A 14,881-nucleotide genomic window follows, 5' to 3' on the forward strand; every position below is an offset into this window, starting at 1 on the left:
CGGTAGTGGCCCGGGGCGGGACCGCAAGGGGGTCAGGCGGGGTCGACGTCGGCGTCGGTGAAGCCGACCTCGGGGCGCAACGTCGGGAACAAGATGACCTCTCGGATGCTCTCCACGCCGGCCAGCAGCATCACCAGGCGATCGATGCCCATGCCCATCCCACCGGCCGGGGGCATGCCGTACTCCAGGGCCCGGATGTAGTCGAGATCGACGTCGGCGGCCTCGGGGTCGCCGGCGGCCTTGTGGGCCGCCTCCTCGCGGAACCGGGCCAGCTGCTCGGCGGGGTCGTTGAGCTCGCTGTAGGCGTTGGCCAGCTCGCGACCGTCGACGATCACCTCGAAGCGCTCGACCAACGTCGGGTCGTCTCGATGGGGCTTGGCCAGCGGCGACGTCTCGCGAGGGTGGTCGAGCACGACCGTCGGTTCCACCACCTTGGGCTCGACCAGCTCGTCGTAGACCTCGTGGGTGCAGCGCCCCGCGCCCCACGAGTCGTCCCAGGCCAGGCCCAGGCCGTCGAGGACGGCACGCGCCTCCGCCACCGGCATGGCCGGGTGGATGTCGACGCCGACGGTCTCGGCGATGAGCTCGACCATGGTGACCCTGCGCCACGGTCCGGCCAGCTCGATCGTGCGTCCCCGGCACTCCACGGTGGTGGTGCCGTTGGCGGCCTGGGCGGCCGCCCCCACCAGCGCCTCGGTGAGCTCGATCATCTCGTTGTAGTCACCGAAGGCCTCGTAGGCCTCGAGCATGGTGAACTCGGGGTTGTGGCGGGTGTCGATGCCCTCGTTGCGGAACACGCGGCCGATCTCGAAGACCCGTTCGAACCCGCCCACCAGGAGCCGCTTGAGCGGGAGCTCGAGGGCGATGCGCAGGTAGGTGTCGAGATCGAGGGCGTTGTAGTGGGTGACGAACGGCCGGGCCGTGGCCCCGCCCTGTTGGAGGTGCAGCATCGGCGTCTCCACCTCGAGGTACTCCCGCTGGCGCAGCACCGCGCGGACGGCATCGACCGCGGCGACGCGCACCTCGAACACCCGCCGAGCGTCGGGGTTGACGGTGAGGTCGACGTAGCGCTGACGAAAGCGCGTGTCCACGTCGGACAGGCCCTTCCACTTGTCCGGGAGGGGCCGGACCGCCTTGGAGAGCAGGACGAAGTCGGTCACCTTGACCGACAGCTCGCCCTTCCTGGTCACCATGACCGTGCCCTCGACCCCGACCCAGTCGCCTCGATCGAGGTCGTTGAAGTCGGGCATCCGCTCCTTGCCGAGCACCCCGGCGGACACGAACAGCTGCACCTCCCCGGAACGGTCTCGCAGCTGACCGAAGGTGAGGCGCCCCTGTTCCCGCTTGAGCATCAAGCGGCCGGCGACGCGCACCTCGACGTCGGTCTCCACCCCGTCCTCGAGGCCCTCGAACTCGGCCCGCAGCTCCCCGATGGTGCGGTCGCGGTCGAAGCGGTAGGGGTAGGGATCGATCCCGCGCTCGCGCAGGGCGGCCACCTTGTCCAGGCGCTGCGCCCGGATCGACGCCCTCTCGACCGCCGCCTCGGCGTCGCTGAGCTCCTCGACGACCTCGGCGTCGTCGGCGCCGCTCGTGGTGGCATCGGGGGTCATGGGGGCTCCTAGCAGCAGACGACGGCGGCGAGCGCGACGGCGGGGTGCCGACGGGCACCCCGCAGCGCAGATCTGGTCGGGGGCGCCCAGTCGAGCCGCACCCTCGGTCGGATCGACACTATCGGATGGCGACCGGACCCCGAGGTGGGGGTTCGCTCCGCTCGGGAGGGGTAGGACCTCGTCAACACCGCTCCCACCCGGGGGCGACCGACGCCTGTCCGAGCCCCACCCTGGAGGGTGAACCCCGTGGCCCAGCCGATGCCGACCCTGCTGCCATGACCCACCGGTGGCTGCTCGCCCAGGCCGGCGACGAGATCGCCGACGTGCAGGAACAAGCCCAGAGCTGGATCGACCGAGCCGTCGATTCACTGCCCCGCATCGGCATCGCCGTCGGGGTGCTCCTCGTCATGTGGGGGGTCTCGGTCGGCGTCCGCCACCTGCTCGCCTACCGCTGGCGGCGCACGCGGACGCCCAGCTTCGCCGCCGTCATGTCCCGACTGGTCGGCTGGGTGATCGTCGGGCTGGGGATGTTGGTCGCCCTCGTTGTCGGCTTCCCGAGCATCGATCCCGTCGACATGGTCGCCGGCCTCGGCATCGTCTCGGTCGCGGCCGGCTTCGCCTTCCAGGACATCTTGTCCAACCTGTTGGCCGGTCTGCTCCTCATCGTCCGCCAGCCCTTCATCTCGGGCGATCAGATCGAGGTCGACGACCACCACGGCACCGTCGAGGGCATCACCATCCGGGAGACCTCGATCACCACGTTCGACGGCCGCCGCGTCCTCATCCCCAACCGCGACGTCTACCAGGGGGCGGTCGTCATCCAGACCGCGCACCCGGCGGTGCGCAGCGAGCTGACCGTCGGTTGCAGCTACGACGACGACCTCGAGGTGGTGACGGCCACGGCCCTGACGGCCCTGCGTTCGTGCCCCGGCGTCCTTCGCGAGCCACCTCCGGAGGCGTTGCTGTGCGAGTTCGGGGAGTCGACGATCACCCTCGAGCTCTGGTTCTGGAGCGACCCGCACCAGATCGAGGTCCGCCGCACCCAGCACCAGGTGGTGCTGGCGACGAAGGCCGCCTTCGACCGAGCCGGGCTCTCCATGCCCTGGCCGATCGTCACCTTGCAGGCCGGGCCGTCGATGAGCAGAGCCCTGGGCGATGCGCCGGATGCGGCCGGGGACGACGATCCCCGTGATCGGGACGACGCGGGACCTTCACCGTCGGCCCCGGGGGGCGACCCGGGTCAGGACAGCGAGGTGGCGAACAGGCCGTCGTAGGCGAGACCCCACGGTGGACGGAGGAAGCCGAGGGCGCGCACGTCCTCGAACCAGTGAGCGAAGGGCGACCGTTGCGAATAGGTCCCTCCCCCGAGGACCCGACCAAGGCGGCGCACGACGTCCTCGGCCAGCTCGGCCCCTGCCTGCTTGGCCCGCAGCGCCCCGTGGATGGCGACGGTGGGGTCTCCCGTCTCCGTCGCCCGGACGCCACCCTCGAAGGCCTGGACCATGAGCCAGTGCTCAGTCTCGGCTCGAGTCCACTCCACCTGCTCGTAGGCGCGGAGGTCCTGCGCCTTGGCGGCGATCGTCGGACGCGCGGTGGCCACCGCCTCGTCGACAAGACCCAGGATCACGGCCGTGAACAGGCACGAGATGTAGGCCCCGCTGTTCTGCGTCAGGTCGCTGAGCGGTCCGGGGTACGCCGCTCGGACGGCTGGCGCCCCCTCGAGGTCCATGGCGTGGCTCTGGGTGGCCTTCATGCCGGTCCCGTCCCACTCGGCGAGGAGGCGCATGCCGCCGGATCCGTCCCAGGAGCGGTCGCTCGTGTCGAGGACGAACAGCGACGGGCTGTCCTCGCCCTCTGCGACCGCGGTCGTGACCATGAAGTCGGCGATGCCCGAGCCGCTCCCGAAGTGCTTCTGACCCACCAGGCGATAGCCGTGTCCCGGCAGGCCCACGTCGACCGCCGGATCGGGCGTCGCAACCGTCCGCGTCCTCGAGATGTCGCCGCCACTGCCGGGCTCGGACGTGATCGTGCCCCACTGGGACCCGGACACGGCTGATGCGAAGACGGCCCGTCGCTGCTCGGCCCACTCCGATGCGTCCCCCTCTGCGGTCGCCGCCCAGTAGGCGAGGACGGCGGGGTGCATGGCGGCCACCAGCGCCACGGCGGGGTCGGCCCCGCCCAGATCTCGCAAGGCACCGGCCAAGGGGCGAACGGAGCGGACGACGTCCTCGAAGCCCCCACCGGCGACGACCGGCGCACACGCGGCGAGGAAGCCGGCGTCGGCCAGGGCGCGGAAGTCGGCAGGGTCGAGGTGGCGGCGGGTGAGGCGTTCGGCTCGTTGCTCGCGCCACTCGGTCGCGAGCGGTGCGACGGCGGCCTGCAACTCGGACATGGCGACCACGACATCCTCCACGACAGATCGTCATCCGACCGCTCCCAGCGTGCTCGCTCGGCATCGACCTGTCCACGACCAGCGTCGGGGATCGGCCCGCTCGACTCTCACCCGGCCCCCTCGTCGCCGCTTTCCGGCGACCTCGGAGCCCAGCGACCGCCCGCCGGGGCGGGCGCCGTTCGAGCCGATCTGGCAAAGGAGATGACCCAGGACCCTGGTGAGGACGGGTGCCGGGATCGACAGTCGAAGTAGGCGACCGGCCCTTCCGCCGTCCGAGCGGGCGGCGCTGGTCGACGCAGTGTCGGAGGTGCATCATGCGCGCCCGCCCATCCGCCCGGGGTTCCCTGACCGAGCGTCAGGCAAGGGGTGGCGGCGCACCCTCGGCGGTTCGCTCCCACCGCTGGCGCCGACCCGGGCTGTTCGCCCTGCTCGTGCTCTCGCTCCTCGTTGTCGCCTCGTGCGACCCCAACCCCTACCAGGGGTCGCCGGACGGCCCCCAGCTGACCATCGTCGGCGACAGCCTCGTCTGTGACATCGAACGCCAGGCCAACGACCGCTTCCTCTACGAGGGCTGGCACGTGTCGGTCACCGCGCTCGGCGGGTACACGGTGCAGGACCACGAGGGCACGATCCGCAAGGTCGCGGCCACGAACCCACAGGTCGTGGTGATTGCGCTGGGCGCCAACGACATCCGCGAGATCAGCGAGGGGCTGCAGACCTACGACGAGTACCGCCGCGACGTGCGCGTGACCCTCGACATCCTGCGCAACGTGCCGTTCCTCGTCTGGGTGGGTGTGACCACCACCAACGGCTACTGGGGGCCCGACGGGGACCACCGGGTCGTAGGACCGTGGATCAACCTCATCACCGTGGTCGAGCTGGCCGCATCCGGGCGGGTCCCGGGTACGACGCTCTACGCCGACTGGGCCAGCGAGTCGGCTGGACGGATGGACTACTTCGTCGCTCCGGGGAACGTGCACCACTCGGCGCTGGGCTGCGCGGCCTACCTCGACCTCATCGATCGTGCGGCCGCCTCGTTCCCGGGAAGCCCCATACAGCGGCCGCTGGACTCGGTGAGCGTCGGCCCTGGTTGAGCGCGGATCGTCGGGTGGGCGGCCGACCCCGACAGCACGACGACCGACATCCACCTCTACGTCGACAACCGTTGGGGCGGAGCGTTCACCGCCGACCGCCATCGCCCCGACGTGGCGCTCGCCCTCCCCCAGTTCGGGGCGTACCGGGGCTTCGACGTGACCTTCCCGGTGTCGTCGGGACCGCACACGATCTGCGTGTAGGCCATCGACCAGGGCCCCGATGCGCCGAACCTGCTGGTGGCGTGCCGTGAGACCTGGGTGTCATCGGCTGGCTGAGCCGCCGACCGGTGGTGCCGCCACACATGGGGTGGCCGCCCCGGCCTTCGATCTGCACAAGCGGGCCGGCAGCCCTCTGACCAACCCGCTCGTCGAATGGAGCCTCCGCGTCGTCTTGGCCTGTGCGCAGGTCTCGCGGACGGCTCCCCCCCCCCTCCGGTCCCACGGGATTCGACCATCAGGCGATGCGCGGCAGCCGGCGCGGCGGCAGGCCCTCACCGGTGCGCCGCCGACGTGGCGACGCTCCCGTCGTGGCCGCCGAGGAGTTCGCTGTCTCGACGTTTGGACAGGCCTGCGTCATCGGTGAGGTAGGTCGTGGTGGAGGGGAAGGCGAATCCGCTGCCGGCGGCTTCGATGATCTCGTGGATCAGCAACAGCAGCTCCTGCTGCACTTCGGTGAACACGCTGTACCTGTCGGTGCCGATGTGGGCGCGGACTTCGATGTCGATCGACGACGCCCCGAACCCGCAGACGCGCACCCGTGGGAAGTCCGTCTTGTCGAGCACCATGGGGTGAGATCGGAATCGGGCATCGATCGCGCTGACGATCGTCCGCAGTTGGTCGACCGTGGTTTCGTATCGCACACCTACCGTGTGGACGAAGAGGATGTGGTTACGCTCGCTGTAGTTGGTCACCTTGGCCCGACTGAGGTCGGCGTTCGGCAAGGTCACCTGGGTGTCATCCAACCGTCGAATCCGCGTCGATCGTGGGCCGATCGCCTCGACGGTGCCGAACTCGTCGTCGACTCGAATGTCGTCGTGGACCCGGAACGGCTTGTCCAGATACACGGTGATGCCGCCGAGCAGATTCTCGAGTGTGCTCGTCGCCGCGAGTCCCACGGCGAGGCCGGCGACGCCGGCGCCAACCCCCAGCCCGATGGTTGGGACCCCGACGCGGGACAAGCCCATGAGTGCGAGAGAGAACGCGCCACCGAGACTGACCACCTTGGCGAGGAGGCGCAACAGGTGTGCGTCGATGCTCTCGTCGCGGATCGCCGGCGTGGCGATGATCCATTCGACGGCGAGCTTGGTGACGACCCAGAACGCCCAAGCCATCGACGCCCAGATCACCAACGTCACGAGGACATTGGCGATGGTTGCGGCGTTGCCGCTGTGGTTGACCTGCTCGTCCATGAATCGCCGAGCGACCCCGATCAGGATGAGCAGTAGGACCGGCGTCGTCAGCTGGTGCACGTACCCGCTGAGTGTGCCTGGTGTGCCCCGGCTCCCGACCCACCGCTGCCAGAGCCCGATGGTCACTACGACCAAGCCGAGGACGACCACGTCGACGATCAACTTCCACAGCGGCGAGCCGAGAAAGTCGCGGTCGAACCCATCCGGGAGAGAATCGACGAGGGAGCGCGGTACGAGATGGCCTGTGAAATTGGCCTCCTCCTGAACCCAGTTGCGGACCTCCACCTCCTCGTTGGGCGGGAGACCGTCGACGTCCTTGCGCCAACCGGGGAGCCGGGAGACGGTCTCTGCGGAGAAGACGTAGTCGTCGGCGCGCGCTCCCTCGTCGACGCGCGTGATCTTGATCTCCGTCCCCGGCAGCGTGTAGCCCGTGATTCCACCGCCGGTGAAGAGGAACGGAGCGTCGGTTTCGGGGAACGTGAACTCTTCGGTTGCCCGAGCGGCAGCCTCGACCTCTGCGGCGTCGGGGATCTCGTCGACAGCCGGTGGCGGGATGCGGTTCAGGATGTCAGCCAGGCTGGTGAAGGAGACCACGATCGCCTCGCCCTGATTCGCTTCGGACACCTCGGAGAAGTCGAACAGCTGCTCGGTCCTCTCCAGCGCCGAGTCGAACGCCGCTTGGTTTGCTTCGGAGCGGTCCTGCTCGTACGTGAGCAGGAGTTCTTCGAGGAGTTCGACCTGTGCCACGAACGACAGATAAGTGGCCTGCGGGCTTGACGTGTCCAGCGGCTCCAGCGGGTTCTCCTGCGCGTGCGCGGGAGACGGGCCGAGCAGGACTGCGGCGATCACGGCCAGCGCCGCCACGATCGTCACCCGGCGTGCCGAACCCACCGGCCCCATGATCTGCCGTCGAGTCATCGGCGAAGCCGCGCCGAACTGATCGGTCTCGAGGCGTTCCTGACCACGAAGGAGATTGTGACTCATGGGAGCCGTGGCGCCGAAACCCGGCTTCGCCGACGAGGAGCAACGACGGGCGAGCGAATCGCCGAGCTGAACAGCGAGGTCGACCAGCTCCCCCGTCTGCTCATCTCGAACCGAGCGGTTCATGACCTGCACCTCGAGACCGTGTGCCCACGGCAGTGCGAGACCGTCGACGTCTCCGTCGACGACGAGGTTGGATCGATCAGTCCCCGCAGCGTGCTCGAGCTGACGCATGCCCAGCGACACCGGCGGGACAAGGGGCTCACAGGACGGTGTCGACAGACCGTTGACATCGGGCTGTTTCGGGGGCCGAGGCCGCCGCCCCTGCGGGCGGCTGACCTGCGGAATGTTGGTCGGGCTGGCGGGATTCGAACCCACGACCTTCGGTCCCCCAGACCGACGCGCTAACCAAGCTGCGCCACAGCCCGTGGAGGCGACACCCTAGCCGTCTCGCGCCACGGTCTCCGAATCGGCCGATCGGGCCCCGACCGCACCGGGACCGGCCCGGCGCACCTCGTGGGCCCCGGGGTCGAAGCGCCGGGTGCGCCACCAGTAGGACAGGGTGGATCCGGGCCACAGGGTGTCCACCCGACCATCGGCGGAGCGGTACCAGCTGTCGCAGCCCGACGCCCACACCGTGCCCCGCATGCGGCGCTGCACGTCGGCGTAGGCCTCGGCCTGCACGTCGGCTCGCACCTCCACCACGTCGGCGTCCGCGCGTCGGAGGTGATCGAGCGCCGTGACCGCGTGGTGGAGCTGGGCCTCGATCATGAAGACGATCGAGTTGTGCCCGAGACCGGTGCTGGGGCCGGCGAGCAGGAACAGGTTGGGGAAACCGGCGACGGTGATGCCGAGGTGGGTGGCGGCCCCGTCGCGCCACGCCTCCGAGAGCTCCACCCCACCCCGGCCCACGACCCGCATGGGCGCGAGGAAGTCCGTGGCGGCGAACCCGGTGCCGAGGATCAACGTGTCCGCCGGGTGGTCGACGCCGTCGACCGTGCGCACCCCGGTGGCGGTCACCTGTTGGATGGGGTCGGTGACGAGCTCGACGTCGGAGCGGGCCAGCGTGGGGTACCAGTCGTCGGAGATGAGGAGCCGCTTGCACCCCGGCGTGATGGTGGGGGTGACCGCGGCCCGCAACGAGGGATCGTGGATGGACTCGGCGATGTGCTCGGTGCCCATCCGTCTCACCCGGTCGGTGACGCGAGGGTGGCCGAGGAAGGCCAGCACCAGCAGCTCTTGACGGGCGTAGATCCGCCAGCGGTGCAGCCGTTGCAGGACCGGGACCCGTCGGTAGAGCCGCCGCTTCCAGCCCGGCACGGGCCGATCCTCTCGCCCCACGACCCACGGTGCGGTGCGCTGGAACACCGTGACCAGCGAGGCCACCGGGGCGATCTCGGGCACGAACTGCACGGCGCTGGCGCCGGTGCCCACGACCGCCACTCGTTCGCCGGTCAGATCGTGGGCGTGGTCCCAGCGAGCCGAGTGGAACACGGTGCCCTCGAAGTCGCCGAGGCCGGGGAGCTCGGGCACGTGGGGCTGCGACAACGGGCCGGTGCCGTTGAGGACCACGTCGGCCACGAGCACCTCACCATCAGCGGTGTGGACCGCCCACGTGCCGTCGTGGTCGTCCCAGACCATCTCCGTCACGGTGGTGGCGAACCGGATCCGTCGGCGCAGGTCGTGGCGGTCGGTCGTGCGCTGCAGGTAGGCCTGGATCTCGGGCTGGCGGGGATAGGCCCGGGTCCAGTCCGGGTTCGGTTCGAAGGAGAACGAGTAGAGGTGGCTCGGGATGTCGCAGGCGCAACCCGGATAGGTGTTGTCCCTCCAGGTGCCGCCCACCTCGTCCGCCGCCTCCAGGACCACCACGTCGTCGTGGCCGGCCGCCACCAGCTCGATGGCGGCGCCGAGCCCGGCGAAGCCGGCGCCGATCACCACGATGCGCAGTGGCCGCCTCCTCGGGCGTCCGGTCAGCTCAGGAACCACTGCACGCCCTCGACGACCCGCCACCCCAGGTAGAGGACCAGCGCCACCACGAGCACCCAGAAGTGCCACGGCGCCCGGCCGGACTTCGGTGGCTCGGCGATGGGACGACCACAGGTCGGGCACGCGCCGTCCGGGGGCATGGAGTTCGGGCTCCAGAACTTGTCGCAGTCCTCACAGAACGGCAAGGGGACCTCGTTGCGGGGGGTGTCCGGCGACGCGCACCGGGCCCGATGCCGGGCCCGAGGCTTCAGGTCCGTCGGATGGCGAGGATGGCGACGTCATCTTGCAGGGGTCCGCTCGAGAAGTCGCTGGCCGCCTCGAGCAGGGACTTGCACAGTACGTCGGGCCCCGCCCCGGGATCACGTCTGACGATCTGGGCGATGCGGTCCTCGCCGAACAGGTGCTCGCCATCTCGGACCTCCGACAGGCCGTCGGTGTAGAGCAGGCAGAGATCGCCGGGTTCGAGGGTGACCTCACGACTGGTGAACTCCGCGCCGGCGTCGAGCATCAAGATGGGGCCGGTGGCCCGCAGGGGGCGCAGGTCGCGGTCGTGCCACATCCACGCCGCGGGATGTCCCGCCGACGCGAAGCGCAGCGTGCCGGCGGCGGTGTCGAACACCACGACGCACAGCGAGATGAACTCCTCGGGCCCCCCGACGGCGGTGATCTGGGCGTTGAGCTCCTCGAGCGCCTGGGCCGGATCGCGGTACTGGCGCAGGAAGACCCGCAACAGGTACTTGGCCTGGAAGGCGGTGATCGCCGGTTCGATCCCGTGCCCCGACACGTCGCCGATCACGGCCGCCATGCGGGTCGGGCTCAACCGGATCAGGTCGTAGAAGTCACCGGCCATGAGGCCGTCACCGGGCTGGTAGACCCGGCCGATCTCGAACCCCTCGAAGGCGGGCAGGCTCTCGGGGGCGAGACGTTCGGCCCAGCGGCGGGGGGCCAGCTCGTCCTGGGTCAGCACCTCTTGGGCCCGCCGTTCGAGCTCGCTGCGGGCCTGCGCCACCCGCGCCTCGGCGACGAAGTTGCGGCCGAGCACCACCGAGACGATGGCCGGCACGGCGAGCGCGAACAGGGCCAGGGACTCGAAGCGGCCGGCCCGCCAGGCGAAGACCAGCGCCACGCCGGCGATGAGCAGGTAGGTGGCCGAGGACAGGGCGTCCTTACGGAAGTCGGATCGCACCAGGGTGAGCGTCTCGGGATCACCCTCGGCGTTCTCGAGGCGGCGCAGCTGGCGCAGCCGATAGCGCGCCGACCGGGCCCACACCACGGCCGCCACCAAGCCGGCCAACGTCACGACGACGAGGAGGGGCTGGTCCATACGGCAGCGAGCGTAGTGCCGGGGTGTGACCCCCATCGGCCCCACCACGCAGCGTGGCGGGCCGGCTCAGTCGCGCTTGCGGACCCGCATCTTGATGGGGGTGGCCCCCATGTCGAACGCCTCGCGCAGGGAACGCTCGAGGTAGCGCAGGTACGACGCCGGCATCTCCTTGTTGGCGAACAAGGTGAAGGTGGGCGGGTCGGTGGCGCCCTGGGTGGCGTAGAGCACCCGGGCGCCGTGAGGGGCCGGCTGTGAGGCCTGCGCGGCGCGGATCACCTGGTTGACCTTCCGGGTGGGAACCCGACGGTGGTAGTCCTCGATGGTTCCCGCCAGCGCCGGGAGCATCCGGTGCACGCCCTTGCCGGTGAGGGCGCTGATCTTGAGCACCGGAGCCTCGCCGACGAAGTGGAGGCGTTGGCTGATCTGATAGCCGATCTCGTCGCGCTGCTCGGCGTCGAGCAGCTCCCACTTGTTGAGCACCACCACGATCGGACAGCCCGCGGCGTCGATGCGCTCGGCCAGGCGCTGGTCCTGGGCGGTGATCCCGATGGTGGCGTCGATGACGAGCAGGGCGACGTCGGAACGGTCGATCGCCTGCAGGGCCCGCACGAGGGAGTAGTACTCGGTGCCCTCGTCGATCCGGGCCCGGCGTCGCATGCCGGCGGTGTCGACGAAGCGCACCGGCCCGTCCGGGGTCTCGACCACGGTGTCGACGGCGTCGCGGGTGGTGCCCGGCATGTCGTGGACGACCGAGCGGTCGTCGCCGATCAACCGGTTGAACAACGTGGACTTGCCGACGTTGGGTCGTCCCACGATGGAGACGGAGAAGACCTTGTCCTTCTCGTCGACGGGGCCGACGTCGTCGTCGGGCTCGTCCGGGGCGGGAGGCAGGAGGTCCACGAGCAGATCGAGCATGTCGCCGGTCCCCCGGCCGTGCAGGGCGCTCACGGGCAGCGGGTCCCCCACGCCGAGGTTGAGCAGCTCCCAGATGGCGGCCTCACGGTTGGTGTCGTCGACCTTGTTGGCGACCAACAGCACCGGGCGGGCGTTGCGCCGCAGGATGGCCGCGACCCGGCTGTCCTCCTCGGTGATGCCGACGGTGGCGTCGACGACGAACAGCACGGCGTCGGCGTCGGCGATGGCCTTCTCGGACTGGCGGGACACCTTCTCGTCGAGGGTGCTGCCCCCGGGCATCCATCCGCCCGTGTCGACCAGCCGGAACTCGCGACCCCGCCAGTCGGCGACGATCTCCTTGCGGTCCCGGGTCACGCCCGGTCGCTCCTCGACGATCGCCTCGCGCCGCCCCAGGATCCGGTTGAACAACGTGGACTTGCCCACGTTGGGCCGCCCCACGACCGCCACGACCGGGAGCTCGGAGCTGGCCGGCGCCAGGGCGTCGGCGCCGTCGAGGTCGGCCTGGCGGTCGGCCTCGGTGTCGTAGGGGTCGGCGAAGGGATCGAGGACCTCGTCGTCGTGGTCGGGTGGGGTCGGGCTGGGGTCGTCGATCATCGTTCCTCCAGGGCGCGCCGCAGGGCGATGCCGTCGGTGGCGACGATCTCGACGGGGCGGGGCAGGTCGGCTGGGCTCGTACCGTCGAGGAAGTAGCCCTGCGAGAGGCACACGTCGGGCAAGAGGTAGCGGTGGGTCTCGGGTTGGTCGGCGAGCACGCGGGCCAGGTCGGCGCCCACCATGAGGCCGGCGACGCCGGTGTTGCCGCCGAAGAACTCGTTCTCGACGGGGACGATCCGCACGTCGTCGCGGCCGAACCCCTCGACGAGGGGCCCCAGCACAGCGGCGCCGTAGACCCCGGTGAGGATCCCGACGGGCGCTCCCCGGCGGGGGCGCAGACGCACGGAGGCGCCGCTGTCGCCCCCGGCGGCCCCGCTGGCGCGAGGGGCGCGGTAGCCCTCGGCGGGTGCCCCGTCGACCCAGGCGAAGAACCCCGACGCCACCCCGGTCGGCTCGGCCACCCGGCCGGTGAACTCCTGCTCGAAGGTGCGGGCCATCCCGACCCCGTCCTCGTGCATGGGGAAGCCCTCGTAGGCCTCGGCCTCGGGGAAGGGCGCCTCGGCGAGCAGGTAGTACTCGTCGGCCGCGAAGACCAGCCGCCGACCCAGGGTGGCGCGGTAGACCTCCTGCCAGTCGTGCACCGCGTCGAGCACGGCGGCGGCCTCGGCGAGGGTGTGGGGCCGCATCCCCGGCTCGGGGTTGTAGCGGCTCACGCCGAGGGGCACCACGCACAGCGACGCCAGCTCGGGGTACCGGTCGAGCACCCCGGCGAAGGTGTCGTCGAGGATCGCCCCGTCGTTGCGCCCCGGGCACACCACGACCTGGCCGTGGACCTCGATGCCGTGGTCGAGCAGTGCCCGGAGCCATCGCAGGCTGGTCGCCCCCCGCCGGTTGCGCAGCATCTCGGCGCGGACCTCGGGATCGGTGGCGTGGATGGAGACGTGCAGTGGGCCGAGGCCCTCGGTGATCACGCGCTCGAGGTCGGCCTCGGTGAAGCGGGTCAGGGTGGTGAAGTTCCCGTAGAGGAAGGACAGGCGGTAGTCGTCGTCCTTGAGGTAGAGGCTCTTTCGCAGTCCCGGCGGCAACTGGTAGATGAAGCAGAACTCGCAGTGGTTGTCGCAGGTGCGCACCTGATCGAACAGGGCCGACTCGATCTCGGCGCCCAGAGGCTCTCCGGCGCCCTTCACCACCTCGAGTTGCAGCGCCAACCCGCCACGGCCGACCTCGAGGTCGAGCTCGGGCTCGTCGGCCAGCAACCGGTAGGCGATGACGTCGCGCGGCACCTCGCCGTTGAGCGACAGGATCTCGTCACCCGGCAGCACCCCGGCCCGAGCGGCCGGCGACGCGGGCGCGACGGCGACGACACGGGGCGTGGACATGGCTGCCGAGGCTACCGGCGCCCCTGGCCAGACACGCATTCCCGCCCGTTCGGTGACACGCCGCCGCCGATACCCTGCGACCATGGATGCAGCCTCACCCACCGCCGGTGCCACCGGTGTGCAGACCGTGCTCCTGGCCGCTCCCCGTGGCTTCTGCGCCGGCGTCGAGATGGCGATCAAGGCCCTGGCCTGGATGGTGCGGGCCTTCGAGCCGCCGGTCTACTGCTACCACGAGATCGTCCACAACCAGAAGGTGGTCCGCCGCTTCGAGGACCTGGGCGTCGTGTTCGTCGACGACATCGCCGACGTGCCGCCGGGTCGACCGGTCATGCTGTCGGCCCACGGGTCGGCGCCCGAGGTGGTGGCGGCGGCCCAGGCCAACGGCGGCTACGTCGTCGACGCCGTCTGCCCCCTGGTGACGAAGGTCCACCACGAGGTCAAGGTCCGCGCCGGGAAGGGCTACCACATCGTCTACGTGGGCCACGAGGGGCACGAGGAGGCCGAGGGAACCATGGCGGTCGCCCCCGAGGCCATCCACCGCGTCGAATCGGTCGAGGAGGTCGACGCCCTCCCCCGCTTCGACGGACCCGTCGCCCTGCTGGCCCAGACCACGCTGAGCCACCGCGACTGGGCCGGCGTCCTCGACGCCACCCGTGAGCGGTTTCCCGAGCTGTGGATGCCGGGCCGCTCCGACCTCTGCTTCGCCACCACCAACCGCCAGTCGGCGTTGATGGAGATCGCCCCCAGCTGCGATGCGGTGGTCGTCATCGGTTCGGCCAACTCGTCCAACACCCGGGCGTTGGAGTCGCTGGCCCGCGCCGCCGGCTGTGCGCGGGTCTACCGGGTGAACGGGCCCGATGAGGTACCCGACGACCTGCACGGCACGGTCGGGGTCACGGCCGGGGCATCGGCCCCCGAGGAGCTCGTCGAGACCGTGATCGCCCGCCTGGCCCCCGCTCGAGGCGTCCAGGAGGTGCGCATCACCACCGAGGACGAGTACTTCCCACCGCCTCGCAACCTCCGCGACCTGCTGTCGAGCGTCGACACCGCGGCCGGGTTCCTGCTCGGGGGTCCCACGCAGGATCGGCCGCCGGTCAACGATCGCCTGGTCGCGGCCAGCGAGGTGCTCGCCAGGCTCGGCTGATCCCGCCGGCGGTGTCCTCGGGCCGACCCGCCCGACGGTGACGTCGGACGTGT

General features: G+C 70.6%; 11 protein-coding genes and 1 tRNA gene. 3 read left to right on the forward strand and 9 right to left on the reverse strand.

Annotation, left to right across the window (positions count from 1 at the left end):
• Positions 1-32: 32 nt before the first annotated feature.
• Positions 33-1,610 (reverse strand): lysine--tRNA ligase, encoded by a 1,578-nt coding sequence (gene lysS / locus LUW87_RS04505; protein WP_232669881.1) that lies wholly within the window; start codon positions 1,608-1,610, stop codon positions 33-35.
• A gap of 275 nt (positions 1,611-1,885) precedes the next feature.
• Between lysS and LUW87_RS04510 the strand changes: the two genes are divergently transcribed.
• Positions 1,886-2,884, forward strand: a complete 999-nt coding sequence (locus LUW87_RS04510; RefSeq protein ID WP_232669882.1) for a mechanosensitive ion channel family protein — start codon at positions 1,886-1,888, stop codon at positions 2,882-2,884.
• Here LUW87_RS04510 and LUW87_RS04515 read toward each other — a convergent pair.
• A complete protein-coding gene (locus tag LUW87_RS04515) occupies positions 2,851-4,002 on the reverse strand; it encodes an acyl-CoA dehydrogenase family protein (protein WP_232669883.1) in 1,152 nt (383 codons plus the stop codon). The two genes, LUW87_RS04510 and LUW87_RS04515, sit on opposite strands and share 34 nt — an antisense overlap.
• A 314-nt stretch (positions 4,003-4,316) precedes the next feature.
• Here LUW87_RS04515 and LUW87_RS04520 point away from each other — a divergent pair, with 314 nt between their 5' ends.
• On the forward strand, positions 4,317-5,096 hold the full coding sequence (locus tag LUW87_RS04520; RefSeq protein ID WP_232669884.1) for an SGNH/GDSL hydrolase family protein: 780 nt from the start codon (positions 4,317-4,319) through the stop codon (positions 5,094-5,096).
• Positions 5,097-5,587: 491 nt separating this feature from the next.
• Here the strand turns inward: LUW87_RS04520 and LUW87_RS04525 are convergent, their stop codons facing one another.
• From LUW87_RS04525 to LUW87_RS04555, 7 genes are all read right to left on the reverse strand, one after another.
• Positions 5,588-7,720, reverse strand: coding sequence for a mechanosensitive ion channel family protein (locus LUW87_RS04525; protein ID WP_232669885.1), 2,133 nt, complete (start codon positions 7,718-7,720; stop codon positions 5,588-5,590).
• A gap of 116 nt (positions 7,721-7,836) precedes the next feature.
• A tRNA-Pro gene (locus tag LUW87_RS04530) sits at positions 7,837-7,914 on the reverse strand.
• Between the two features lie 13 nt (positions 7,915-7,927).
• Positions 7,928-9,424, reverse strand: a complete 1,497-nt coding sequence (locus LUW87_RS04535; protein WP_232669886.1) for a flavin-containing monooxygenase — start codon at positions 9,422-9,424, stop codon at positions 7,928-7,930.
• Positions 9,425-9,456: 32 nt separating this feature from the next.
• A complete protein-coding gene (locus LUW87_RS04540; RefSeq protein WP_232669887.1) occupies positions 9,457-9,657 on the reverse strand; it encodes an endonuclease Q family protein in 201 nt (66 codons plus the stop codon).
• Between the two features lie 62 nt (positions 9,658-9,719).
• The gene (locus LUW87_RS04545) at positions 9,720-10,796 is read right to left on the reverse strand and encodes a PP2C family protein-serine/threonine phosphatase (protein ID WP_232669888.1); all 1,077 of its coding nucleotides are present in this window, start codon (positions 10,794-10,796) and stop codon (positions 9,720-9,722) included.
• 66 nt (positions 10,797-10,862) lie between these two features.
• Entirely contained in the window at positions 10,863-12,305 is a 1,443-nt protein-coding gene (gene der, locus LUW87_RS04550) for a ribosome biogenesis GTPase Der (RefSeq protein WP_232669889.1), read from the reverse strand.
• Positions 12,302-13,684 carry a DUF512 domain-containing protein gene (locus tag LUW87_RS04555; protein ID WP_232669890.1) on the reverse strand — a complete coding sequence of 461 codons (1,383 nt, stop codon included), beginning with the start codon at positions 13,682-13,684 and terminating at the stop codon, positions 12,302-12,304. Before LUW87_RS04555 ends, der begins: the two co-directional genes overlap by 4 nt.
• 82 nt (positions 13,685-13,766) lie before the next feature.
• Here LUW87_RS04555 and ispH point away from each other — a divergent pair, with 82 nt between their 5' ends.
• Positions 13,767-14,828 carry a 4-hydroxy-3-methylbut-2-enyl diphosphate reductase gene (ispH, locus tag LUW87_RS04560; protein ID WP_232669891.1) on the forward strand — a complete coding sequence of 354 codons (1,062 nt, stop codon included), beginning with the start codon at positions 13,767-13,769 and terminating at the stop codon, positions 14,826-14,828.
• Positions 14,829-14,881: the final 53 nt, after the last annotated feature.

It is taken from the genome of Rhabdothermincola salaria (assembly GCF_021246445.1).
GTDB classification, from domain to species: domain Bacteria; phylum Actinomycetota; class Acidimicrobiia; order Acidimicrobiales; family Acidimicrobilacustridaceae; genus Rhabdothermincola_A; species Rhabdothermincola_A salaria.